Raw genomic sequence first — 22,637 nt, 5'->3', positions numbered from 1 at the left:
CGGATAACGGAGCAAACACGTTATCCGGCATTTCTCAACCGATTACTTCTGCTGAACGCCTTCGACCGAGATAATCAAATCGACTTCCTGCGACGCCGGACCGAGATCGGTGGTGATGTTGAAGTCCTTCAGCTTAATTTTTCCTTCCGCTTCAAAGCCTGCGCGTTTTCCACCCCAGGGATCATCGCCCTGGCCGATCAACTTCGCTTCCAGCGTTACCGGTTTGGTTACGCCGTTGAGCGTCAGGTTGCCGGTGATATCCAGCTCATCGCCGTCTTTCTTCACACTGGTAGAGGTGAAGGTTGCCTGCGGGAATTTTGCGACGTTCAGGAAGTCGGCGCTACGCAGATGCTTGTCACGTTCGGCGTGGTGAGTATCAACGCTATTGGTGTTAATCGTCACATTGACTTTATCCGCGGCCGGATTTTTTTCATCGAAGGTGAATGTCCCGTCGAAGTCTTTAAACGAGCCGTATAACCAGCTGTAACCCAGATGCTGGATGCGGAAGTTAACGAAGGCATGTTGTCCCGCTTTATCAATCTTATAGTCTGCAGCAAGTGCAGAACCGGTGGTGAACAACAAAGAGGCGAGAGTGACTCCCAGCAGGCTTTTTTTCATTTTTGAACTCCATAGTCAGATGACGATTTTCCCAGCATGCGATTCAGGGTGTCGTCTTTATCGATGAAATGATGTTTCAGGGCCATCAGCCCGTGTAGCAGAGACAAAATCACAACGCCCCAGGCAAGCCACAGGTGCAGGCTTCCGGCAAGATCGGCCTGTACGCCAGCATCGGCAAGGGTGGCCGGGATTTCAAACCAGCCAAACACGCTAATCGGTTCACCGTCTGCGGTTGAAATCAGATAGCCGCTGACAACGATACTAAACAGCAGGGCATACAAGGTGATATGGCCAAGCGTTGCGCCGAGGCGCGTCAGGCGTGAGTAGCTTTTGAGGGCGGCGGGAGGCGGCGAGATAAATCGCCAGATAACCCGGATGACCAGTCCCATCATCAGCAGGATCCCGATGCTTTTATGCAGCTCCGGTGCCTGATGGTACCAGCCATCGTAATAGCTGAGCGTCACCATCCACAGACCCAATGCGAACATGCCATAGACCACGACGGCTATCAGCCAGTGCAGCGCAGCAGAAATCACACCATAGCGTTGTGGGGTATTTGTGAATTGCATAGACACACCAATGAATATTTCAAGTGTGAATGAAAATGGCGTGTTGGGGGGATTATTGCAACCAATAAATAACAATATGAATGATATTTATTTTTATTTCAATAAATTTGATTTAACCTGGAGTTCAGCATCAGAAGTTTCGAGAAACTGCACAAAAATTTTCATTGTTTATACGGGTTAGACGGTTTTACGGTTATTCAAATTATCTAAACGAAAATTAGAGAAATATCAATATTTGTCAATTTATGTCAATGAATCTGGCTTAGAAAAACAGGATATAAATAACGTCCATAATCGCCAACAGCGACCACAAAATAACGTAAAGCATAAAGTGTTCGCGAATATTGTTGACCAGATAATGAAATAAACGCAGCACTGGCGGATACCTCTTAAAAAGAAATGGCCTCCATACCGAGGCCATTGAATGATTATTCAGCAAAGCGTGACAGTCGAAATGGCGTCAGGTCAAAGGCAGAGGGTTTATCCTGAGCAAAATCAGCTGCAATCTCTCCCAGCACAGAGGCAAACTTGAAACCATGACCGCTGAGTCCGGTGATAATCAGCGTGTTTTCGTGCCCTGGCAGAGTGTCGATAATAAAATCTTCGTCAGGGGAGTTGTCGTACGTGCAGGAAGCACCGTGCAGACAACAGCCCACGCCCGGCAGAATAGCGCGCAGGAATGGGAAGGCTTCTGAACCATCGCTGGCGACGGCAGCAAACGGTTTACGCTCATCCGGAGAGTGAATCAGCTGGCCACCATTATGCTTACCGATTTTCAGCTCGTCATTTTCGGCAGGAAAACCGTAATATTGATCGCCATTAGGCAATTCGCCGGTAAACGCCGGGAAGTTATTTTTGACACTATAGCGACCATCCGCTTGATACCATGCGAACACTTTCCGCACGGGTTGGATAGGCAGTTCGGGGATCAGCGACTGAACCCAGGTACCGGCGTTGACCAGCGCTTTCTTCGCGTGATACTCCCCATCGGCGGTCACTACCGTCACGCCGTCATCATGATGATGAATGGCAGAGACAGGGCAGTTAAAGAGTTGCGCGCAGCCGGCTTCTTCCGCCAGGCGAACCCAGGCTTTAATGGCTAACTCGCTGCGCAGAAACCCGGAATCTGCCTCAAACAGGCCGATGTAGTTTTCCGGTACGCGGATCTCAGGCCAGCGGGCCATCATCGCGGCGGCGTCCAGTTGCTCGACGTTCAACTGCCACTGTTGCGCGCTGTGCGCCACATTGGCCAGAAAGGTGGAGTCGGAAGGGCCGAGATTGATAACCCCTGAGCGTACAAAAACGGGCTCTTCATTGAGCGTTGAAAGTTCGTCCCACAGCGCTTGTGCCCGCAGCACCAGCGGAACGTATTTTTCGCCTTCGCCGTAGGCATGGCGCATTAATCGGGTATCGCCGTGGTGGCTACCCTGCTGATGTGGCGGCATGTGCGCATCGGTCATCAGCACCTTTAAGCCGGCGCGAGTGGCATAATATCCGGCGGCCGCACCCACGGAACCGCTGCCAATAATGATTAAATCGTAGTTCATCAGCTTCTCTCTGCTATCACGATTATTGCAGGGTAAATAACTGACCGGCGTTATTCAACCTGGAAATAAAAAAGGCACCGTGAAGGTGCCTTTGAGAGGAGGTTCTCGTCACGTTAATGACGACGATATTCATTTACCTGGTAATCGCCAGATTCAATTTTGGCGATTCCTGCTTCTAAAATCGAAATAAATTGTCTGGCAACATCAGTGGTTAACCAGAGCGTCTGACCAACTTCAGTTCCATTCGGGTCAGGGCGATTCGGGGTCTGGTAGTGCAAACGCAGCATCAGCGCATCATAGCTATCAACGGTGCTGATGTCCCACCCTACGAGCGGATGAGTCTGAATGACTTCATTATTCTTTTCCATCATGCCCCCTAATACGTGTTACTAGACAACGGTTTTCGAGGTTCAATGCGTGTTTTATCTGAAGCAATTTCAGTATATCAATAAATAAGGGTATTCACTGAAAATTTAAAGAGGGAGCAGCACAAATTTCTGCTTTTTAAGAATTGGATGAACAATAAAACAGCATATTGTTCATGCTTTATTGGCATATAGTGCATTTAAGATGAGGAATAGCTTAAAATCCGAACAGTTGCGCAAATAAAAAAAGCCGGGGCGACCCGGCAAAATGAACATTACTGCATATCATTTATTATTCGTTGATAAACCAGTCATCTGCGCTTTCCCACGTTTCTTGCAGAATTTCGCTGATGCGCTCTTTATCCTCTTTTGTCGCGCCAATGACCGACAAATTGTTTGCGGCGGCATAGCGAACGGTGACGTTGCCTTCGTTATCCGGAAAATGGTGGTGAATACGACGGGAGAGTTCACCGGCCAGCGCGTCTATCGCGCCAGCAGGTAAAGGAGAAGTTTTTGCAATGGTGACTTCAATACGCATAATGGCCCCCTGTTGAATATACTGGATGTTTATACAGTTAAAATATTCCGCTGACAACAGTTGGCCACGTTTTTTTTATTTTTTCACCGACCAGCGTACCGTTTCACCGCCGAGGAAAGGCACCAGCGTATCGTCTGTCAGGGCGATGCTTTCTGGAATGTGCTGTTCTTCCCGTACCAGTTCAACGTAGGTGTCGTTGACGGGCAAACCATAGAACTGCGGACCGTTGAGTGAGCAAAAAGCTTCAAAGTGCTGTAACGCATTCATCTCCTCGAAGACGGTCGCATAGCTGCCGAGCGCCGTTGGGGCGTTAAAGCAGCCCGCGCAGCCACAGCTGGTCTCTTTACGATGACGCGCGTGCGGTGCCGAGTCTGTTCCCAGGAAAGCGCGGCTAAAACCGCTGGCAACCAGTTCACGCAATGCCTGCTGGTGGACATTGCGTTTGAGGATCGGCAAACAGTACAGGTGCGGGCGAATGCCGCCGACCAGCATGTGGTTGCGGTTAAACATCAAATGCTGAGGCGTAATCGTGGCCGCCAGCAGTTCGTTGCCGTCGCGAACATACTCTGCCGCATCTTTGGTCGTAATGTGCTCGAAGACCACTTTGAGCGCCGTCAGGCGCTGGCGCAAAGGCTCCATAACGCTGTCGATAAAGCGAGCCTCGCGATCGAAAATGTCGATCTCCGCATGGGTGACTTCGCCGTGTACCAGCAGCGGCATCCCCAGTTTTTCCATGCGCTCAAGAACGGGCATGATAGCGTCGGTGGACGTAACCCCGTGGCTTGAGTTGGTGGTGGCATTGGCCGGGTAGAGTTTTGCGGCGGTGAAAACGCCTTCATGGAATCCGCGCTCAAGCTCATTGGGATCCAGGGTGTCCGTGAGATAGCAGGTCATCAACGGTGTGAATGCGTGTCCTTGCGGTACCGCATCAAGAATACGCTGGCGGTAAGCGATGGCCGCGTCAACGGTGGTGACGGGCGGCGCCAGGTTCGGCATCACGATCGCGCGACCATAGGTTTCACTGGTGTAGGGCACGACTGTTTTTAACATGTCGCCATCGCGAAGGTGAACGTGCCAGTCGTCTGGGCGGCGGATCTTTAAAACCTGGGATGGTGCTGTCATCAATATGCTCCGGCTGAGGGATGGTCTTTTTGCCGGAAACAAAGGATATGCGGAAACGTTTTCGTTTGCACGAAAAAAAAGGGCGCTAATGCGCCCCCGGAATGTTAATTGGTGAACGGGATGACGATTTCACCCGGTTTCACCTCAATCCCTTTGGCATATTTTTTCGCCAGCGCTTCGCCTTTGCTGCTGTCTTCTTGCAGAACGTAGGCAGGTTGCTGATTAAAATAATTGCGCAGCGACTGGTTGAGATACGGCATCAGCGTTTGTAATACCGGCTGCATTTTCTCTGGCGTGACCGTGACGTCCACCACTTCCATCTCTTGCAGGAAAATGGCGCCTTTCTCTTTGTTAAAGACCGGCAACGCTTTCAGCTTCAGTTTCATGGTGGCTTTTTGATTGCCAAACAAGGAACTCATGTCCAGATTGGCATCGCCGGTAAGCGTCACTTTATTGGGCTCTTCCCGACCGATCTGGCTGCTCAGATTGGACAGCACAATATGCGCGTCGGCAACGCCGGGTAAGCCAATATCTTTGGAAAAGTTATTCCGTTTCTCCAGTGCCTGGTTAATTTCTTGTTCACTGATCGTGTACTGTGTGAGCTGATTACAGCCAACCAACAGGCCGCTAACTAATAACGCAGCGGCAAAAAAAATCTTTTTCATGGGGTTCCTCAACATGATGCCCGTGTTGTAATCCTGACACAAAGCAGCATGTGGCACCAGCACGCAACGCGCCAGCAGAAAAAACTGAAATAACGGCCACCCGATGCAACGGCCGTTTTTTCAGCAGCGAGCCGCGAAGCGATCAGGCTTCTGGCTCCAGCATTCCGTTCGGGGTACGTTTATGGCTAAATTGCCATCCCAATGCCAGAAAGGTGATAACGCCGATAATCCCTAGCATTATCCAGGGCAGTTCGGGTCGGGCCATTACTTTTCCCATATCGAACAACCAGCCGCCGCCGATATAGCCAATCGCCCCGCCAATGGCGAGTCCCAGACGGCTAAAGCCCATATAACTGCCGCGCGCACGCGCATCGGACAATGACGCGCTGAGCGTTTCACGGGCGGGTTCCGCAATAATTGAACCGATATAGAATATGCAAATCAGTGTGAAGAGTTGCTGCAAATCACTCACCAGTCCAATAGGCAGCATACTGAGCGACATTAATAACAGGCCAGCCATCAACCGGTGTTCGAGACGAAAACGTTTTTCACTCCACCGCGCAATGGGGTAGAGCAGGGTCAGTGACAGGCACGCTTCAATGGCGTACATCCATTTCACGGCGGCCGGGGAACCTGCAATATCATTGACCATGATGGGCAGCATTAACATCACCTGAACCGCCAGCATGTAATACCCTGCCAGCGTCAGAACATAGGTGACAAACCGTTTGTCCCGCATGACGCGCCCCATCCCTTCACGGACGGGGATACGCACGGTGGAAAGCTTCCAGGCTGGGAGCAGCCAGGCGTTGAACGCGGCGCAGAGAATAAACAACACCGCGCCAGTCGCGCAGACCAGCCGAAAATCATACTGTAACAGCCAACTGCCGAGTAATGCGCCAATCACCGCGCCCGCACTGTCCTGCATCATCAATAAAGAGAAGAACCGGCCACGCTGTTCCGGGCGGATCAGTTTGACCACCAGCGCGGAGCGCGGCGGATCAAACAGTGTGCCGCCCAGACCTGAAAGGAAGCAGGAAAACCATAACAGCCAGGGGTCCTGGGCAATGCCCATAGTGGCGAATCCGGCTGCGCGTAGGAGCATGCCGGTGACGATCATCGGTTTGGCGCCAAAGCGGTCAGCGATGGCCCCGCCAAATATCCCCAACCCTTGTTGAATAAACTGGCGCAGGCCGAGTGCAATCCCCACCATGACGGCAGCCCATCCCATTTGATCGACGAATCGAATGGAAATAAGAGGGAACACCACAAAAAAGCCCAACACCACCAACATATTATCGATGAGCAGGAAATATTTACCCAGGTTCCTCGCCTGCGAGACGCGCGACATTTCCCCTCCCGGGAAAAAAAGATGTGCGCCTACTATTCTGCGGTGTCGCCGGGGCTTTTCCCACCCTCGCGGGGACAATATTTTTTTATCAAGAGTCCGTCTTGATAGAGAGATTTCATCAAAATGTGTGAATAATCCAAAAAATGGCTATTTGCACTTTTCACAGAGTGCGTGGCCGCAGGTATAGTAACGTTATCAGGGGTGTGAAGACGTTACGGGAAGGAGTGGGTATAGAATGTTTGGCTATCGCAGTAACGTGCCAAAAGTGCGCTTAACAACCGACCGCCTGGTCGTGCGTTTAGTGCATGAGCGTGATGCCTGGCGTCTGGCAGATTATTACGCAGAAAATCGTCATTTTTTAAAACCCTGGGAACCCATTCGCGATGATAGTCACTGCTATCCGTCAGGCTGGCAGGCGCGGCTGAGCATGATCGCTGAGTTTCATAAGCAGGGTACGGCATTCTATTTTGCGCTGCTCGATCCGGACGAAAAAGAAATTATTGGCGTAGCGAATTTTTCCAACGTGGTACGCGGTTCGTTTCATGCGTGCTATCTGGGATATTCCATTGCGCAGAAGTGGCAGGGAAAGGGGCTGATGTTCGAAGCCTTAAGCTCGGCAATTCGTTATATGCAACGCACACAACACATGCACCGGATTATGGCAAATTATATGCCGCACAATAACCGTAGCGGCGATTTACTGGCGCGACTCGGTTTTGAAAAAGAAGGGTACGCGAAAGATTACCTGTTGATTGATGGGCAATGGCGCGATCACGTGCTGACGGCGTTGACAACAACTGAATGGACCCCCGGACGTTAATCCTCTGGACGCGATGGAGAAAGAGAATGAAATATGAATTAACCGCCACTGAAGCGCGAGTGATTGGCTGTCTGCTTGAAAAACAGGTGACGACGCCTGAACAATATCCTCTGTCGGTGAACGGCGTGGTGGTGGCCTGCAATCAAAAAACCAACCGTGAACCGGTGATGAACTTATCGGAGCATGAGGTCCAGCAGCAGCTTGATGCTCTGGTCAAACGCCATTTTCTGCGCACGGTGAGCGGATTTGGCAATCGCGTCACCAAGTATGAGCAGCGCTTTTGCAACTCCGAATTTGGCAATTTAAAGTTGAGTGCGGGCGAAGTCGCCGTCGTGACCACGCTGCTCCTGCGCGGCGCGCAAACGCCGGGTGAACTGCGCAGTCGTGCCTCCCGTATGTATGAATTCAGCGATATGGCGGAAGTAGAAGCCACGCTGGAGAAACTTGCCTCCCGGGAGGACGGCCCATATGTGGTGCGTCTGGCACGTGAACCGGGTAAGCGTGAAAGTCGTTATATGCATCTGTTTTGTGGTGAAGTGGATGAACAGGCTGCCCCGGCGGATGAACCGCAGGCACAGGCGGGGTCTGCCGATCTGCACGCCCGCGTAGAGGCGCTGGAGAGTGAAGTGGCGGAGCTGAAACAACGGCTCGATTCGTTGCTGGCGCATCTGGGAGACTAAAGTGAAAAAATTGCGGATTGGTGTGGTGGGGCTGGGCGGGATCGCGCAAAAAGCCTGGCTGCCAGTGCTGGGAACCTCCGGCGACTGGACGCTACAGGGCGCCTGGTCGCCATCACGGGACAAAGCATTACGTATTTGTGAAAGCTGGCGGATACCTTACGCCAACTCACTGGTGAATCTGGCGTCAAGCTGTGACGCTGTTTTTGTTCACTCCAGCACGGCAACCCACTACCAGGTGGTCAGCGAATTACTCAATGCCGGAGTGCACGTGTGTGTCGACAAACCGCTGGCGGAGAATCTGCGCGATGCCGAGCGCTTGGTCGAACTGGCGGCCCGCAAAAAGCTGACGCTGATGGTCGGGTTTAACCGTCGGTTTGCGCCGTTGTACCGCGATTTAAAGGCACAACTCGCAACGGCGACCTCCTTACGCATGGACAAGCACCGCGCTGACAGCGTTGGGCCGCACGATCTGCGTTTTACGTTGCTCGATGATTATCTGCACGTGGTCGACACGGCCCTGTGGCTGGCGGGAGGCGCATCACAACTGAAAAGCGGCACGTTGCTGACCACCGATGCGGGGGAGATGCTGTACGCCGAGCACCACTTTGCGGCAGAACAGCTGCAAATCACCACCAGTATGCATCGGCGTGCCGGGAGTCAGCGCGAATCTGTACAGGCGGTGACCGACGGGGGCGTTTATGACGTCACAGACATGCGCGAATGGCGTGAAGAGCGTGGGCAGGGCGTGGTGCACAAACCGATTCCCGGCTGGCAAACCACCTTAGAGCAGCGCGGATTTTCGGGATGCGCGCGTCATTTTATTGAATGCGTGGAAAATCAGACGGTTCCGGAAACGGCCGGTGAGCAGGCGATTCTGGCGCAGCGGGTGGTGGAGAAACTGTGGCGCGATGCGATCAGCGAATAAGGTGACGGTTTTTTCAGGCGTTCAGAAAATGCAGGGTCTGCAGACCCTGTAACATCTGGCGGTAGTAATTCATCTTAATCCAGGTAGACTATACCCCACTTGATATTACGCCTCTTCCAACGCCTGCTTTGCAGGCGTTTTGCCGTAGAGTCTGGAATAAAACATACATGAATTTATTAAAATCACTGGCTGCCGTTAGCTCAATGACCATGTTTTCACGTGTGCTCGGTTTTGCGCGTGACGCTATTGTCGCCAGAATTTTTGGTGCCGGGATGGCCACCGATGCCTTCTTTGTGGCATTCAAATTACCCAACTTGCTGCGCCGTATCTTTGCCGAAGGGGCATTTTCGCAGGCGTTTGTGCCTATTCTGGCGGAATATAAAAGCAAACAGGGTGAAGATGCGACCCGGGTTTTTGTTGCCTATGTCTCAGGCTTGCTGACCCTTGCGCTGGCGGTAGTGACCGTGGCGGGTATGCTGGCCGCGCCGTGGGTGATTATGGTCACGGCCCCAGGGTTTGCGAATACGGCAGATAAATTCGCCCTCACCACCCAACTGCTGCAAATTACCTTTCCTTATATACTGCTGATCTCGCTCGCGTCATTAGCTGGGGCAATCCTCAATACATGGAACCGTTTTTCGATTCCAGCGTTTGCGCCCACCTTTCTGAACGTCAGCATGATCGGCTTCGCGTTATTTGCGGCGCCGTATTTTGACCCGCCGGTCTTAGCGCTGGCCTGGGCGGTGACGGTTGGCGGTGTTTTACAACTGGTTTATCAACTGCCGCATTTGAAGAAAATCGGCATGCTGGTATTGCCGCGTATTAATTTCCGCGATGCGGGTTCGATGCGGGTGGTGAAACAGATGGGACCGGCGATTCTCGGTGTCTCCGTGAGCCAGATCTCGCTTATCATTAACACCATTTTCGCCTCGTTTCTGGCGTCCGGGTCGGTCTCCTGGATGTATTACGCTGACCGACTGATGGAATTCCCGTCCGGCGTACTGGGCGTGGCGCTCGGGACGATTCTGCTGCCATCGCTGTCGAAAAGCTTCGCCAGCGGCAATCACGATGAATACAACCGCCTGATGGATTGGGGGCTGCGTCTCTGCTTCCTGCTGGCGTTGCCGAGCGCGGTGGCGCTGGGCATTCTGTCGAAGCCGCTGATCGTTTCGCTGTTCCAGTACGGAAAATTCACTGCGATGGATGCGGCGATGACGCAACGGGCGCTGGTGGCCTATTCGGTCGGTTTGATCGGCTTAATTGTGGTGAAAGTGCTGGCGCCCGGATTCTATTCGCGCCAGGACATCAAAACGCCGGTCAAAATTGCCATTGTGACGCTGATTATGACGCAGCTGATGAACCTGGCGTTTATTGGCCCGTTGAAACATGCGGGATTGTCGCTGTCGATTGGTCTGGCGGCGTGTCTGAATGCGTCTCTGCTGTACTGGCAGTTGCGTAAGCAAAAGATCTTCACCCCACAGCCGGGCTGGATGTGGTTCCTGACCCGTCTGGTGATTTCCGTGCTGGTGATGTCAGCGGCGCTGATCGGCATGCTGTCTATTATGCCGGAGTGGTCGCAGGGGACCATGCTGTGGCGTCTGTTACGCTTAATGGCGGTGGTGGTGGCGGGTATCGCGGCCTATTTTGCAGCGCTTGCCATTCTCGGATTTAAAGTGAAAGAGTTTGTCCGCCGGACGGCGTGATAAGCGAAGTGATACTGCCTGTCAGACCTGCAAAACGCAGGTCTGACAGGGGATGACGGCCATCCGGCAATCAGATAGAGATTTTTTTACCGCCACGGTGGGAAGAGGATGCCTGACCGTTGGCGCTGTACAGCGCCGGTTCCTGATGGGGTTTGAGCACGTCAAGCGCCTGCTGATTGCGCGCGATTTGCCCTTCCAGCAACCAGCCGTTGTGTCGGTTTTGGTCGCGAAGGTGCTGCGTTTTCTCAGTAATAACCTGCCAGCGCTCGGCAAAATCATCATTTGCGCTTTTCTGCGCCGCTTGTTCATGACGACGCTGTTGTTCCAGATAATCCAGGGTGGCCAGCAACGAGCTTTTTTCTTCTGTAATGCGTTGTAAGTGGCTACCGTTAATCTGACCCGCAGATAAGTGCTGCTGCTCGGCATCCATCACCGTTTTCAGGTCATTGAGGATGGCCGTCATATGATCCAGTATTTCTGACAGACGAGTCATACTTTTATTTACTCTGCAGGTAGCTCTGTGTTTCACGGATCAATGCGTCGGCAATTTTGCCGGTGTCCATTTTGAGTTCACCGTTACGAATCGCCGTTTTCAGTGCTTCGACGCGTTCCATATTGATATCGCTGGAACCGGGCTGCATCAGCTTCGCCTGAGCATCGCTTAACGTCACACTGGCACTCTTCGTTGTCGATGTTTTTTCCTGACGCGTTTTTTGTACCTGCGTGTCGCCGGTGTCGCGCGGTTGGACAGTGCTAACGGGTTTCAAAGGTGAGGTACGGTCAATGCTCATGTTATTTTCCTCATCGAGGGGTTGCGTTGTAGCGACCAGCTATCATCATTTCGTTGATTATTCATATCGGCAGCCACAACAAAATCTTTAACGTATTATAGATTAATAAGAATATTCCCATCAGGGTCGACGGTGCCATTGACCACCTGGCCTGACAGCATGCGGACACGCGCATTTTGCGCAACGGCCGCATTGTTCAATGCCTGACCTTCCGCATTGACGCTAAATCCATCGCCGCTGGCGATCACCACCACGCGCTGACCGGCTTTTATTCGCCAGGCCTGGCGCAACTGGGTGAGCTGTACCGGCTGACCGGGCGCCAGATCGCGCAAACTGACGGCATCCTGAATCTGATTGATATCCAGTACCGTGCGCGGTGGCAGCTGATCCAGACGTCCGCGTTTTAGCGTCACGCTGGCAGGGCCCAGTTTTCCGCCCCGTGCGACGGGAACGGCGGCTACGACGTAGTTTCCGGTCGCCTGGACGTTGACCTGCAGGTAACGTTTTTCATTGCCGCAGCGCGCCAGCACGTTCACATTACCCCATAATTTCGCACTGCCCGGCACACTCAGCGCTGGTTGCTCACAATCCGCAGGCAAATTGGGTGATGTGCGAAGGGTGACGACCACCTCATCGCTAAACCCCACCAGACGCGCCGAAAACCAGTCAGTTAGCTGCGCATTCAGCTCCTGTGCCATCGACAACGGGCTGAAGAGCAGCGCCATCACAGCGATTCCCCGTTTTAACGTTTGCATCGTCATCTCCCGCCTGTTGTAAGCAATGGCTGGATTCTACCCGTGTGCCGCCGTCATCAACGCAACAAATAGCGACGCATTTTGCGTTTATTCCGGCGATAACGCGCGCGTAATGAGATTTAAGCTGTCGGCTGAATTTTGTCTTTTGCGGGGGAGATATGCTCGACAAGCTCGATGCCGCCTTACGTTTTCAACAAGAAGCGCTCAATTTGCGTGCCCAACGTCAGGAGGTGCTGGCGGCGAATATCGCCAACGCTGATACGCCGGGGTATCAGGCGCGTGACATGGATTTCGCCAGTGAACTCAAAAAAGTGATGGTGCGTGGACGGGATGAAACCAGCGGTGTTTCGCTGGCGCTGACCTCTGCGCAACACATTCCGGCCCAGACGCTGGCGTCCCCCTCTGTGGATCTTCTCTACCGTATTCCAGACCAGCCTTCTCTCGATGGTAACACCGTCGATATGGACAGGGAGCGTACTCAGTTTGCGGATAACAGTCTGAAATACCAGATGGGGCTCACCGTAATGAGCAGCCAAATCAAAGGCATGATGAACGTGCTGCAGGGAGGGAACTAATCCGTGGCGTTGTTAAACATTTTTGATATTGCGGGTTCGGCGCTGACGGCGCAGTCCAAACGGCTCAACGTCGCCGCCAGTAACCTGGCGAACGCCGACAGCGTGACGGGGCCAGATGGTCAGCCATACCGCGCAAAACAGGTCGTTTTTCAGGTTGATGCAGCACCTGGCGCCGCGACGGGCGGCGTGAAGGTGGCGGATGTCATTGAAAGCCAGGCACCCGACAAACTGGTGTTTGAACCCGGCAACCCGCTGGCCGACGCCAATGGCTACGTCAAGATGCCGAATGTGGATACGGTTGGCGAGATGGTGAACACCATGTCGGCATCGCGCAGCTACCAGGCAAACGTCGAAGTACTCAACACCGTGAAGAGCATGATGCTTAAAACGCTGACACTTGGCCAGTAAAGGAGGCGCGTATGTCTATTGCCGTCAATATGAATGACCCGACTAACACGGGCGTCAAATCTGCCAGTAGCGGCAGTTCGTTAACCGGGAGCAATTCCGCCGATCTGCAAAACAGTTTCCTGACCTTGCTGGTGGCGCAGCTGAAAAACCAGGATCCGACGAACCCGATGGAAAACAACGAGCTGACCTCGCAGTTGGCGCAGATCAGCACCGTCAGCGGAATCGAAAAATTGAACACCACGCTGGGGGCGATTTCAGGGCAGATCGACAACAGTCAGTCGATGCAGGCCAGCACCCTGATTGGTCACGGGGTCATGATTCCGGGCACCACCATTTTGGCGGGCAAAGGAACCGAAGAAGAGGCGATCACCACCACCACGCCGTTTGGCGTTGAGCTACAGCAACCTGCCGACAAAGTCACCGCCACGATTACCGATAAAGACAACAAAGTGGTTCGCACCATTGATATCGGCGGACTGAAGGCGGGCGTGCACACCTTTACCTGGGACGGGACTCTCACCGACGGGACCACCGCGCCGAACGGCTCCTACAACGTGGCGATCACCGCCAGCAACGGTAGTACGCAACTGGTCGCACAGCCGTTGCAGTTTGCGATGGTACAGGGCGTTATCCGCAACAATGGCGGTAACACGCTGGATTTAGGGACCTACGGAACCACCACACTCGACGAAGTACGGCAGATCATCTAAGCCTTCACACTTATCAGGAGTAAGACATGGCCTTTTCTCAAGCGGTCAGCGGCCTGAACGCTGCAGCCACCAACCTCGATGTCATTGGTAATAACATCGCCAACTCCGCCACCTATGGGTTTAAATCCGGGTCGGCCTCATTTGCCGATATGTTTGCCGGTTCCAAAGTGGGGCTGGGCGTTAAAGTGGCGGGGATCACCCAGGACTTTACCGATGGCACCACCACCAACACCGGTCGTGGCCTGGACGTCGCCATCAGCCAGAACGGTTTCTTCCGTATGGTGGATAGCAACGGTTCTGTTTTTTATAGCCGTAACGGTCAGTTTAAGCTCGACGAAAATCGCAACCTGGTCAACATGCAGGGCCTGCAACTGACCGGTTATCCGGCCACCGGTACGCCGCCGACGATCCAACAGGGCGCGAACCCGGCACCGATTACGATCCCTAATACGCTGATGGCGGCAAAAACCACCACCACCGCGTCCATGCAGATCAACCTGAACTCTACCGACAAAGTACCGACTAAAACGCCATTCAGCCCAAGCGATGCGGATTCTTACAACAAGAAAGGCACCGTCACGGTATTCGATAGCCAGGGTAATGCCCATGACATGAACGTCTTCTATGTCAAAAACTCGGACAATACCTGGGAAGTTCATACTCAGGATTCGACGACCGGCGAAGCCGCAAAATCGGCGGGTTTTATGCGTTTTGATGAAAATGGCGTGTTCCAGGGGGTGAGTGCAACGGCAACAGAAGCCGTTCCTGTTCCTCCTGCAACCCCGTGGCCAACGCAAATCAACGTCGCCACCGGCGTGGTGAATGGCGCTCAGCCAGCCAATTTCTCCCTCAGTTTCCTGAACTCCATGCAGCAAAACACCGGCGAGAGCAACATCGTGGCCACTAACCAGAACGGCTACAAGCCGGGCGATCTGGTGAGCTATCAGATTAATGATGATGGCACCGTGGTGGGAAACTACTCCAACGAGCAGAAACAGGTTCTGGGGCAAATCGTGCTGGCGAACTTTGCCAATAACGAAGGGCTGGCCTCTCAGGGGGATAACGTCTGGGCCGCTACGCAGTCTTCCGGCGTTGCGCTGCTGGGGACGGCGGGTACCGGTAACTTCGGTAAGTTGACCAACGGTGCGCTGGAAGCCTCTAACGTGGACCTGAGTAAAGAACTGGTGAACATGATTGTCGCCCAGCGTAACTATCAGTCTAACGCGCAGACCATCAAGACCCAGGATCAGATCCTCAACACGCTGGTCAACCTGCGCTAAGCGCCTGACAGGATGGCTTAATGGATCACGCAATTTATACCGCCATGGGGGCGGCCAGTCAGACCCTGAATCAACAGGCGGTGACGGCCAGCAACCTGGCCAATGCCTCAACGCCGGGCTTTCGTGCGCAGCTCACTGCGTTGCGCGCAGTGCCGGTTGAAGGGCTTTCTTTACCGACGCGTACCCTGGTCACGGCCTCTACCCCAGGGGCCGATATGACCCCGGGGCAGATGGATTACACCTCACGACCGCTGGATGTCGCGCTGCAACAAGACGGCTGGCTGGCCGTACAAACCGCCGACGGCAGCGAAGGGTATACGCGTAACGGCAGTATCCAGGTGAGTCCGACCGGTGAACTGACGATTCAGGGACACCCGGTGATTGGCGAAGCGGGTCCCATCGCCGTGCCGGAAGGCTCCGAAATTACCATCGCGGCGGATGGCACCATCTCGGCACTGAATCCCGGCGATCCGGCGAACACGGTGGCGCCGGTGGGACGTCTGAAACTGGTCAAAGCGATGGGCAATGAAGTGCAGCGCGGTGACGACGGCATGTTCCGTCTGACCGCAGCGACACAGGCGACTCGTGGCCCGGCCCTGCAGGCCGATCCGTCCATTCGCATCATGTCTGGCGTACTGGAGGGCAGTAACGTCAGTGCTGTCTCAGCCATGAGCGACATGATCGCCAGCGCCCGTCGTTTTGAAATGCAGATGAAAGTGATCAGCAGCGTTGATGACAACGCAGGCCGCGCTAACCAACTGCTGTCGATGAGTTAATACAGGACATTTTATGATCAGTTCATTATGGATCGCCAAAACCGGTCTCGACGCCCAGCAAACCAATATGGATGTGATTGCCAACAACCTGGCAAACGTCAGCACCAATGGGTTTAAGCGTCAGCGCGCGGTGTTTGAAGATCTGCTTTACCAGACGATTCGCCAGCCTGGCGCCCAGTCTTCGGAGCAGACGACATTACCCTCCGGCCTGCAAATTGGTACCGGTGTTCGTCCTGTCGCCACGGAACGTCTGCACAGTCAGGGCAATTTGTCTCAGACCAACAACAGCAAAGACGTCGCCATCAAAGGGCAGGGCTTTTTCCAGGTCATGCTGCCGGATGGCACGTCGGCCTACACCCGTGACGGTTCATTCCAGGTCGATCAAAACGGTCAACTGGTGACGGCGGGCGGTTTTCAGGTACAACCGGCGATCACGATCCCGGCGAACTCACTCAGCATCACTATCGGACGTGATGGCGTAGTCAGTGTGACGCAGCAGGGGCAGGCGGCACCTGTGCAGGTTGGCCAGCTGAACCTGACCACCTTTATGAATGACACCGGTCTGGAGAGCATCGGCGAGAACCTGTACACCGAAACGCAATCGTCGGGCGCGCCAAACGAAAGCACGCCGGGTTTGAACGGTGCGGGTCTGTTGTATCAGGGCTATGTCGAAACCTCCAACGTGAACGTCGCGGAAGAGCTGGTGAATATGATCCAGGTTCAGCGCGCTTACGAAATCAACAGTAAAGCGGTGTCGACGACCGATCAGATGCTGCAGAAACTGACGCAACTCTAACGTGTTGGCCGGTGGGGTGAAAACCTCACCGGCACACTGATTTTGAAGATGAAGGCAATGCGAAAATACGCGCTTCACCCATACCCGATGATGGCCCTGCTGGTGGTTTCACTGACAGGATGTGCCTGGATCCCCGCCACGCCGCTCGTGCAGGGCGCGACGACGGCACAACCAATACCTGGCCCGACGCAGGTGGCGAATGGCTCCATCTTTCAGTCTGCACAACCGGTTAATTATGGCTATCAGCCGCTATTCGAAGACCGACGTCCGCGTAACATTGGCGATACGTTGACGATTGTCTTGCAGGAAAACGTCAGCGCCAGCAAAAGCTCCTCAGCCAATGCCAGCCGGGATGGCAAAACGAATTTTGGCTTCGACACCGTTCCGCGCTATCTGGAAGGATTATTCGGTAACGCGCGTGCGGACGTAGACGCTTCCGGCGGAAACTCTTTCAATGGCAAAGGCGGCGCGAACGCCAGCAACACCTTTAGCGGCACGCTGACGGTCACCGTCGATCAGGTGCTGGTGAATGGCAATTTACATGTGGTGGGTGAAAAACAGATCGCCATCAACCAGGGCACTGAATTCATCCGCTTCTCCGGGGTCGTGAATCCACGCACGATCAGCGGCAGCAACAGCGTTCCGTCAACGCAGGTTGCGGATGCACGCATAGAGTATGTCGGTAACGGCTACATAAACGAAGCGCAGAATATGGGTTGGCTGCAGCGTTTCTTCCTTAACTTGTCGCCGATGTAAGCGAGGTTCCCAGTGTTTAAATCTTTTATTGGCGTCGTACTGCTGCTGGCGACGACCTTCGCGCATGCCGATCGTATCCGCGATCTGACCAGTGTTCAGGGCGTGCGTGAAAACTCGCTGATTGGCTACGGACTGGTGGTCGGGCTGGACGGCACAGGCGATCAGACCACGCAAACCCCGTTCACGACACAAACGCTCAATAACATGCTCTCTCAGATGGGGATTACCGTCCCGACCGGGACGAACATGCAGCTGAAAAATGTGGCGGCGGTAATGGTTACCGCCAGTTTTCCGGCGTTTGGTCGCCAGGGGCAGACCATCGATGTGGTGGTTTCCTCAATGGGCAACGCCAAAAGTCTGCGCGGCGGAACACTGTTAATGACCCCGCTGAAAGGGGTCGATAGTCAGGTCTACGCGCTGGCGCAGGGGAATATTCTGGTCGGCGGGGCCGGGGCTTCCGCCGGAGGCAGCAGCGTCCAGGTGAACCAACTGAATGGCGGGCGTATTACCAATGGCGCGGTGATTGAGCGCGAACTGCCCAGTCAGTTCGGCGGTGGTAATACGCTTAATCTGCAGCTCAACAATGAAGATTTCACGCTGGCGCAGCAGATCACCGACACCATCAACCGCTCCCGGGGTTTTGGCAGCGCCACCGCACTGGATGCGCGCACGATCCAGGTGCGGGTGCCGAGCGGTAACAGTTCTCAGGTTCGTTTCCTCGCCGATATTCAGAATATGGAAGTGAACGTCACGCCGCAGGATGCGAAAGTGGTGATTAACTCGCGGACCGGCTCCGTGGTGATGAACCGCGAAGTGACGCTGGACAGCTGTGCTGTCGCGCAGGGCAACCTGTCGGTGACGGTCAATCGCCAGGCTAACGTCAGTCAGCCGGATACGCCGTTTGGCGGTGGGCAAACGGTCGTCACACCGCAAACGCAGATCGACCTGCGCCAGAGCGGTGGTTCACTGCAAAGCGTGCGCTCCAGCGCTAACCTGAACAACGTGGTACGGGCGCTTAACGCCTTAGGCGCGACGCCGATGGATTTGATGTCCATTCTGCAGTCGATGCAAAGCGCAGGGTGCTTACGGGCGAAGCTGGAAATTATCTGATGATGGGAGAAAGCAAGCTGCTGGCTAGCGCGGCCTGGGATGCCCAGTCGCTCAACGATCTGAAGGCCAAAGCAGGGCAGGATCCGGCGGCGAACCTCCGCCCGGTTGCCCGCCAGGTGGAGGGGATGTTCGTGCAGATGATGTTGAAAAGCATGCGTGAAGCGCTGCCGAAAGATGGCGTGTTTAGCAGCGATTCGACACGCCTGTATACCAGCATGTACGACCAGCAAATTGCGCAACAGATGACGGCAGGTAAAGGTCTGGGGTTGGCGGAGATGATGGTCAAACAAATGACCGAAGGGCAGGCCCAGCCTGCCGATGACGCGCCACAGATACCGATGAAGTTCTCGCTGGAAACGGTGACCAGCTATCAAAATCAGGCGTTGACGCAACGGGTGCGCAAAGCGATGCCGCAAATTCCCGAGAGCCACGATGAACCGCTCTCGGGCGACAGCAAAACGTTTCTTGCTCAGCTTTCCCTCCCCGCACGCCTGGCAAGCGAGCAGAGCGGCGTCCCGCATCACCTGATTCTGGCGCAGGCGGCGCTGGAATCCGGGTGGGGGCAACGGCAAATTCGCCGTGAAAACGGCGAACCCAGCTTTAACATTTTTGGTGTTAAGGCTTCGGGAAGCTGGAAGGGCCCCACCACGGAAATCACCACCACGGAATTTGAAAACGGTGAGGCGAAAAAGGTGAAAGCCAGATTCCGCGTCTACAGCTCGTATCTGGAGGCGCTGTCGGATTATGTTGGGCTGTTGACCCGTAACCCGCGCTACGCTGGCGTGACGTCAGCATCCAGTGCAGAGCAGGGCGCACAAGCCTTGCAAAACGCGGGTTACGCCACCGATCCGCACTATGCGCGCAAATTAACCAGCATGATCCAACAGCTGAAGTCGATGAGCGAAAAAGTGAACAAAACGTACAGCGCTAATCTCGACAATCTCTTCTAAATAGCTCAAGTCCAGCAAGCCGCTGCCGATAATAACCTGTATTGAAGGATTAAAAGGAATCTCCATGTCCAGCTTGATTAACAACGCCATGAGTGGACTTAACGCGGCCCAGGCTGCGTTAAATACCGCCAGTAACAACATCGCCAGTTACAACGTTGCGGGCTACACCCGACAAACCACCATTATGTCGCAAGCGAACAGTACGTTAGGCGCGGGTGGTTGGGTCGGCAATGGCGTGTATGTCTCAGGCGTGCAGCGCGAGTATGACGCGTTTATTACCAATCAACTGCGTGCAGCCGAAAACCAGAGCAGCGGGTTGACCACCCGTTTTGAGCAAATGTCGAAAATCGACAACCTGCTTTCCAGTAAAACCAGCTCAATTTCGACCTCGATGCAGGACTTTTTCACCAGCCTGCAAACGTTAGTCAGTAACGCGGAAGATCCCGCAGCACGTCAGGCGTTGATTGGAAAAGCGAATGGGCTGGTAAACCAGTTTAAGACCACCGATCAATACCTGCGCGATCAGGATAAGCAGGTCAACACGGCTATCTCTTCCAGCGTTGAGCAGATCAACAACTATTCGAAACAGATTGCCAGCCTGAATGACCAGATCTCCCGTCTGACCGGCGTGGGCGCGGGGGCATCGCCAAATGACCTTCTTGACCAGCGCGATCAGCTGGTGAGCGAGTTAAACAAAATTGTCGGCGTTGAGGTCAGCGTTCAGGATGGCGGCACCTATAACCTGACGATGGCAAACGGGTATACCCTGGTACAGGGCAGTAATGCACGCCAACTCGCAGCGGTGCCATCCAGCGCCGATCCTTCGCGGACTACGGTTGCTTATGTTGATGCGGCGGCCGGAAACATTGAAATCCCTGAGAAACTGCTCAATACCGGCTCGCTCGGCGGCCTGATGACGTTCCGCTCTCAGGATCTGGACCAGACCCGCAATACCCTGGGCCAGTTGGCGTTGGCGTTGGCCACTGAATTTAATACCCAGCACAAAGCGGGTTTTGATGCCAACGGCGATGCCGGTAAAGACTTTTTCGCTATCGGAAAACCCTCGGTTATCGGCAACGCCAAAAATAGCGGTAACGCGGTATTAACGGCTGAAGTGGATGACAGCACAAAAGTGCAGGCCACGGATTATAAAGTGGTGTACGACGGCAGTAAGTGGCAGGTCACGCGTCTTGCGGATAACACCACTTTCGAAGCGAAACCCGATGCCAACGGTAAGCTGGATATTGACGGTCTGAAAGTGACGGTCAGCGGAACGCCGGGGGCGAAAGCCAATGACAGTTTTACGTTAAAGCCGGTCAGTGACGCCATTGTGAACATGAAGGTCATGGTCACGGATGAGTCGAAACTTGCCATGTCCGGCCTTAAGGATTCCGGCCAGAGTGATAACCGCAACGGTCAGGCACTGCTGGATCTGCAAACCAAAGCCACCGTCGGCAATAAAACCTTTAACGATGCTTACGCCACGCTGGTCAGTGATGTGGGGAATAAAACCGCCACGCTGAAAACCAGTAGCACCACCCAGGGCAATGTGGTGACCCAACTGACGAACCAGCAGCAGTCGATCTCTGGCGTCAATCTTGATGAAGAGTATGGCAACCTGCAACGTTATCAACAGTACTATCTGGCGAATGCGCAAGTCCTGCAAACGGCCAGTTCGATGTTTGATGCGCTGATGAACATTCGCTAAAGGAGAGGGGCTTAAATGCGTATCAGTACCCAGATGATGTACCAGCAGAATATGCGTGGCATCACCAATTCCCAGGCCGAATGGATGAAGTACGGCGAGCAGATGTCCACCGGCAAGCGTGTCATCAACCCGTCGGATGATCCGATTGCCGCTTCGCAGGCCGTTGTCTTGTCGCAGGCGCAGGCGCAGAACAGTCAGTTCGCGCTGGCGCGTTCGTTTGCCACGCAAAAAGTGTCGCTGGAAGAGAATGTGTTAAGCCAGGCGACACGGGCGATTCAGAGTGCGCAAGAGAAAATCGTCAATGCGGGCAACGGTACCTTAAGTGACGATGACCGTGCTTCGCTGGCGACAGATCTACAGGGGATCCGCGATCAGCTGATGAACCTGGCGAACAGCACCGATGGTAATGGGCGCTATATTTTTGCCGGTTATAAGACTGAAACCGCGCCGTTTTCCCAGACGGACGGCGCATACAGCGGCGGACGTGAGAGTGTCACCCAACAGGTTGATGCTTCCCGTACGATGGTGATTGGCCACACTGGTGACCAAATTTTTAACAAAATCACCAGTAATGCTGTGCCGGAGCCAGACGGCAGCGCTTCTGAAACCAGTTTGTTCAAAATGCTGGATAGCGCTATCGACGCGCTGAACACGCCGGTGGCGGGGGATGATATAGCAAGAGATAAAGCGTCGGCGGCGATTGATAAAACCAACCGGGGCTTAAAAAACTCGCTGAATAATATTCTGACGGTGCGGGCAGAGCTGGGGACGCAACTGAAGGAGCTTGATTCACTGGATGCGTTGGGAAGCGATCGCGCGTTGGGTCAGACGCAGCAAATGAGCAACCTGGTCGACGTGGACTGGAATGCCGCTATCTCTTCGTATGTGATGCAACAGGCGGCGTTACAGGCGTCTTATAAAGCATTTACCGATATGCAGGGTATGTCGCTGTTTCAGCTAAACCGCTAATCTTTTTAAAACATACCGTGAAACCGGGTATGTTTTGTCTGCCCGCTCCATCACCCCGGAGCGGGCTTTTTTTTGCGCCCAAATATCGTAGTGACAAAACTGTGCATGGCTGTCATGCGTAGCTGAAAAGTGCATGTTGCCGTTTCACGT

The 22,637-nt window shown here is 54.1% G+C and carries 27 protein-coding genes; 15 read left to right on the top strand and 12 right to left on the bottom strand.

Features of this window, described 5'->3' with window-relative positions; translation table 11 throughout:
* Window positions 1-42: 42 nt before the first annotated feature.
* The 9 genes from P2W74_RS14280 to mdtH all read right to left on the bottom strand — a co-directional run bounded on the left by P2W74_RS14280 (window position 43) and on the right by mdtH (window position 6,775).
* Complete coding sequence (locus P2W74_RS14280) at window positions 43-618, bottom strand: YceI family protein (protein ID WP_276292116.1); 576 nt, start codon at window positions 616-618, stop codon at window positions 43-45.
* Window positions 615-1,187: a cytochrome b gene (locus P2W74_RS14275; protein WP_276292115.1), complete on the bottom strand. Its 573-nt coding sequence runs from the start codon at window positions 1,185-1,187 to the stop codon at window positions 615-617. Before P2W74_RS14275 ends, P2W74_RS14280 begins: the two co-directional genes overlap by 4 nt.
* 262 nt (window positions 1,188-1,449) lie before the next feature.
* A complete protein-coding gene (locus P2W74_RS14270) occupies window positions 1,450-1,563 on the bottom strand; it encodes a YceO family protein (RefSeq protein WP_162380555.1) in 114 nt (37 codons plus the stop codon).
* 52 nt (window positions 1,564-1,615) lie between these two features.
* Window positions 1,616-2,734 carry an N-methyl-L-tryptophan oxidase gene (gene solA / locus P2W74_RS14265; RefSeq protein WP_276292114.1) on the bottom strand — a complete coding sequence of 373 codons (1,119 nt, stop codon included), beginning with the start codon at window positions 2,732-2,734 and terminating at the stop codon, window positions 1,616-1,618.
* Window positions 2,735-2,847: 113 nt separating this feature from the next.
* On the bottom strand, window positions 2,848-3,102 hold the full coding sequence (bssS, locus tag P2W74_RS14260) for a biofilm formation regulator BssS (protein ID WP_276295196.1): 255 nt from the start codon (window positions 3,100-3,102) through the stop codon (window positions 2,848-2,850).
* 289 nt (window positions 3,103-3,391) lie between these two features.
* Window positions 3,392-3,637 (bottom strand): DNA damage-inducible protein I, encoded by a 246-nt coding sequence (gene dinI, locus P2W74_RS14255; RefSeq protein WP_162379009.1) that lies wholly within the window; start codon window positions 3,635-3,637, stop codon window positions 3,392-3,394.
* Between the two features lie 75 nt (window positions 3,638-3,712).
* Window positions 3,713-4,759 carry a dihydroorotase gene (pyrC, locus tag P2W74_RS14250; protein ID WP_276292113.1) on the bottom strand — a complete coding sequence of 349 codons (1,047 nt, stop codon included), beginning with the start codon at window positions 4,757-4,759 and terminating at the stop codon, window positions 3,713-3,715.
* 104 nt (window positions 4,760-4,863) lie between these two features.
* A complete protein-coding gene (locus tag P2W74_RS14245; RefSeq protein WP_276292112.1) occupies window positions 4,864-5,424 on the bottom strand; it encodes a lipoprotein in 561 nt (186 codons plus the stop codon).
* A gap of 142 nt (window positions 5,425-5,566) precedes the next feature.
* The gene (mdtH, locus tag P2W74_RS14240) at window positions 5,567-6,775 is read right to left on the bottom strand and encodes a multidrug efflux MFS transporter MdtH (protein WP_276292111.1); all 1,209 of its coding nucleotides are present in this window, start codon (window positions 6,773-6,775) and stop codon (window positions 5,567-5,569) included.
* Window positions 6,776-7,010: 235 nt separating this feature from the next.
* Between mdtH and rimJ the strand changes: the two genes are divergently transcribed.
* From rimJ to murJ, 4 genes are all read left to right on the top strand, one after another.
* Window positions 7,011-7,595, top strand: coding sequence for a ribosomal protein S5-alanine N-acetyltransferase (gene rimJ, locus P2W74_RS14235; RefSeq protein ID WP_192611866.1), 585 nt, complete (start codon window positions 7,011-7,013; stop codon window positions 7,593-7,595).
* 26 nt (window positions 7,596-7,621) lie between these two features.
* Window positions 7,622-8,275 (top strand): YceH family protein, encoded by a 654-nt coding sequence (locus P2W74_RS14230; RefSeq protein ID WP_276292110.1) that lies wholly within the window; start codon window positions 7,622-7,624, stop codon window positions 8,273-8,275.
* A 1-nt stretch (window position 8,276) separates the two neighbouring features.
* On the top strand, window positions 8,277-9,200 hold the full coding sequence (locus tag P2W74_RS14225) for a Gfo/Idh/MocA family protein (protein ID WP_276292109.1): 924 nt from the start codon (window positions 8,277-8,279) through the stop codon (window positions 9,198-9,200).
* Between the two features lie 167 nt (window positions 9,201-9,367).
* Window positions 9,368-10,903, top strand: coding sequence for a murein biosynthesis integral membrane protein MurJ (gene murJ / locus P2W74_RS14220; RefSeq protein WP_276292108.1), 1,536 nt, complete (start codon window positions 9,368-9,370; stop codon window positions 10,901-10,903).
* Between the two features lie 70 nt (window positions 10,904-10,973).
* On the opposite strand, the gene flgN is transcribed toward murJ, so the two are convergent.
* The 3 genes from flgN to flgA form a co-directional block, all read right to left on the bottom strand.
* Window positions 10,974-11,396: a flagella biosynthesis chaperone FlgN gene (gene flgN, locus P2W74_RS14215; protein WP_276292107.1), complete on the bottom strand. Its 423-nt coding sequence runs from the start codon at window positions 11,394-11,396 to the stop codon at window positions 10,974-10,976.
* Window positions 11,397-11,400: 4 nt separating this feature from the next.
* On the bottom strand, window positions 11,401-11,694 hold the full coding sequence (gene flgM, locus P2W74_RS14210; protein WP_203358174.1) for a flagellar biosynthesis anti-sigma factor FlgM: 294 nt from the start codon (window positions 11,692-11,694) through the stop codon (window positions 11,401-11,403).
* Between the two features lie 95 nt (window positions 11,695-11,789).
* Complete coding sequence (gene flgA, locus P2W74_RS14205; protein WP_276292106.1) at window positions 11,790-12,449, bottom strand: flagellar basal body P-ring formation chaperone FlgA; 660 nt, start codon at window positions 12,447-12,449, stop codon at window positions 11,790-11,792.
* Window positions 12,450-12,607: 158 nt separating this feature from the next.
* Here flgA and flgB point away from each other — a divergent pair, with 158 nt between their 5' ends.
* The 11 genes from flgB to flgL all read left to right on the top strand — a co-directional run bounded on the left by flgB (window position 12,608) and on the right by flgL (window position 22,487).
* Window positions 12,608-13,024, top strand: a complete 417-nt coding sequence (gene flgB / locus P2W74_RS14200) for a flagellar basal body rod protein FlgB (RefSeq protein WP_276292105.1) — start codon at window positions 12,608-12,610, stop codon at window positions 13,022-13,024.
* Window positions 13,025-13,027: 3 nt separating this feature from the next.
* Window positions 13,028-13,432, top strand: coding sequence for a flagellar basal body rod protein FlgC (gene flgC, locus P2W74_RS14195; RefSeq protein ID WP_192611873.1), 405 nt, complete (start codon window positions 13,028-13,030; stop codon window positions 13,430-13,432).
* An 11-nt stretch (window positions 13,433-13,443) separates the two neighbouring features.
* Complete coding sequence (flgD, locus tag P2W74_RS14190) at window positions 13,444-14,142, top strand: flagellar hook assembly protein FlgD (RefSeq protein ID WP_276292104.1); 699 nt, start codon at window positions 13,444-13,446, stop codon at window positions 14,140-14,142.
* Between the two features lie 26 nt (window positions 14,143-14,168).
* Window positions 14,169-15,422 (top strand): flagellar hook protein FlgE, encoded by a 1,254-nt coding sequence (gene flgE, locus P2W74_RS14185; protein ID WP_276292103.1) that lies wholly within the window; start codon window positions 14,169-14,171, stop codon window positions 15,420-15,422.
* Between the two features lie 20 nt (window positions 15,423-15,442).
* Complete coding sequence (locus P2W74_RS14180) at window positions 15,443-16,198, top strand: flagellar basal body rod protein FlgF (protein WP_203358171.1); 756 nt, start codon at window positions 15,443-15,445, stop codon at window positions 16,196-16,198.
* A 13-nt stretch (window positions 16,199-16,211) separates the two neighbouring features.
* Complete coding sequence (gene flgG / locus P2W74_RS14175; RefSeq protein ID WP_162378993.1) at window positions 16,212-16,994, top strand: flagellar basal-body rod protein FlgG; 783 nt, start codon at window positions 16,212-16,214, stop codon at window positions 16,992-16,994.
* Window positions 16,995-17,051: 57 nt separating this feature from the next.
* Complete coding sequence (gene flgH, locus P2W74_RS14170) at window positions 17,052-17,750, top strand: flagellar basal body L-ring protein FlgH (protein WP_162378992.1); 699 nt, start codon at window positions 17,052-17,054, stop codon at window positions 17,748-17,750.
* Between the two features lie 12 nt (window positions 17,751-17,762).
* Window positions 17,763-18,860, top strand: coding sequence for a flagellar basal body P-ring protein FlgI (locus P2W74_RS14165; RefSeq protein ID WP_203358170.1), 1,098 nt, complete (start codon window positions 17,763-17,765; stop codon window positions 18,858-18,860).
* Complete coding sequence (gene flgJ, locus P2W74_RS14160) at window positions 18,860-19,810, top strand: flagellar assembly peptidoglycan hydrolase FlgJ (RefSeq protein WP_276292102.1); 951 nt, start codon at window positions 18,860-18,862, stop codon at window positions 19,808-19,810. The genes P2W74_RS14165 and flgJ overlap by 1 nt, the downstream gene beginning before the upstream one ends.
* 64 nt (window positions 19,811-19,874) lie before the next feature.
* Window positions 19,875-21,518: a flagellar hook-associated protein FlgK gene (gene flgK, locus P2W74_RS14155; protein ID WP_276292101.1), complete on the top strand. Its 1,644-nt coding sequence runs from the start codon at window positions 19,875-19,877 to the stop codon at window positions 21,516-21,518.
* Between the two features lie 15 nt (window positions 21,519-21,533).
* Window positions 21,534-22,487, top strand: coding sequence for a flagellar hook-associated protein FlgL (gene flgL / locus P2W74_RS14150; protein WP_276292100.1), 954 nt, complete (start codon window positions 21,534-21,536; stop codon window positions 22,485-22,487).
* Window positions 22,488-22,637 lie beyond the last annotated feature (150 nt).

Source organism: Citrobacter enshiensis (assembly GCF_029338175.1).
GTDB lineage: Bacteria > Pseudomonadota > Gammaproteobacteria > Enterobacterales > Enterobacteriaceae > Citrobacter_D > Citrobacter_D enshiensis.
This window is presented reverse-complemented; position numbering and strand designations above follow the sequence as displayed.

Coding starts and splice junctions, on each gene's coding strand:
- P2W74_RS14280 (WP_276292116.1), bottom strand. CDS start 618: ATGAAAAAAAGCCTGCTGGGAGTCACTCTCGCCTCTTTGTTGTTCACC.
- flgB (WP_276292105.1), top strand. CDS start 12,608: ATGCTCGACAAGCTCGATGCCGCCTTACGTTTTCAACAAGAAGCGCTC.
- flgJ (WP_276292102.1), top strand. CDS start 18,860: ATGATGGGAGAAAGCAAGCTGCTGGCTAGCGCGGCCTGGGATGCCCAG.
- flgE (WP_276292103.1), top strand. CDS start 14,169: ATGGCCTTTTCTCAAGCGGTCAGCGGCCTGAACGCTGCAGCCACCAAC.
- flgA (WP_276292106.1), bottom strand. CDS start 12,449: ATGCAAACGTTAAAACGGGGAATCGCTGTGATGGCGCTGCTCTTCAGC.
- pyrC (WP_276292113.1), bottom strand. CDS start 4,759: ATGACAGCACCATCCCAGGTTTTAAAGATCCGCCGCCCAGACGACTGG.
- flgK (WP_276292101.1), top strand. CDS start 19,875: ATGTCCAGCTTGATTAACAACGCCATGAGTGGACTTAACGCGGCCCAG.
- flgG (WP_162378993.1), top strand. CDS start 16,212: ATGATCAGTTCATTATGGATCGCCAAAACCGGTCTCGACGCCCAGCAA.
- mdtH (WP_276292111.1), bottom strand. CDS start 6,775: ATGTCGCGCGTCTCGCAGGCGAGGAACCTGGGTAAATATTTCCTGCTC.
- flgN (WP_276292107.1), bottom strand. CDS start 11,396: ATGACTCGTCTGTCAGAAATACTGGATCATATGACGGCCATCCTCAAT.
- P2W74_RS14230 (WP_276292110.1), top strand. CDS start 7,622: ATGAAATATGAATTAACCGCCACTGAAGCGCGAGTGATTGGCTGTCTG.
- dinI (WP_162379009.1), bottom strand. CDS start 3,637: ATGCGTATTGAAGTCACCATTGCAAAAACTTCTCCTTTACCTGCTGGC.
- flgH (WP_162378992.1), top strand. CDS start 17,052: ATGCGAAAATACGCGCTTCACCCATACCCGATGATGGCCCTGCTGGTG.
- P2W74_RS14180 (WP_203358171.1), top strand. CDS start 15,443: ATGGATCACGCAATTTATACCGCCATGGGGGCGGCCAGTCAGACCCTG.
- solA (WP_276292114.1), bottom strand. CDS start 2,734: ATGAACTACGATTTAATCATTATTGGCAGCGGTTCCGTGGGTGCGGCC.
- bssS (WP_276295196.1), bottom strand. CDS start 3,102: ATGGAAAAGAATAATGAAGTCATTCAGACTCATCCGCTCGTAGGGTGG.
- murJ (WP_276292108.1), top strand. CDS start 9,368: ATGAATTTATTAAAATCACTGGCTGCCGTTAGCTCAATGACCATGTTT.
- flgL (WP_276292100.1), top strand. CDS start 21,534: ATGCGTATCAGTACCCAGATGATGTACCAGCAGAATATGCGTGGCATC.
- flgM (WP_203358174.1), bottom strand. CDS start 11,694: ATGAGCATTGACCGTACCTCACCTTTGAAACCCGTTAGCACTGTCCAA.
- P2W74_RS14275 (WP_276292115.1), bottom strand. CDS start 1,187: ATGCAATTCACAAATACCCCACAACGCTATGGTGTGATTTCTGCTGCG.
- P2W74_RS14245 (WP_276292112.1), bottom strand. CDS start 5,424: ATGAAAAAGATTTTTTTTGCCGCTGCGTTATTAGTTAGCGGCCTGTTG.
- flgD (WP_276292104.1), top strand. CDS start 13,444: ATGTCTATTGCCGTCAATATGAATGACCCGACTAACACGGGCGTCAAA.
- rimJ (WP_192611866.1), top strand. CDS start 7,011: ATGTTTGGCTATCGCAGTAACGTGCCAAAAGTGCGCTTAACAACCGAC.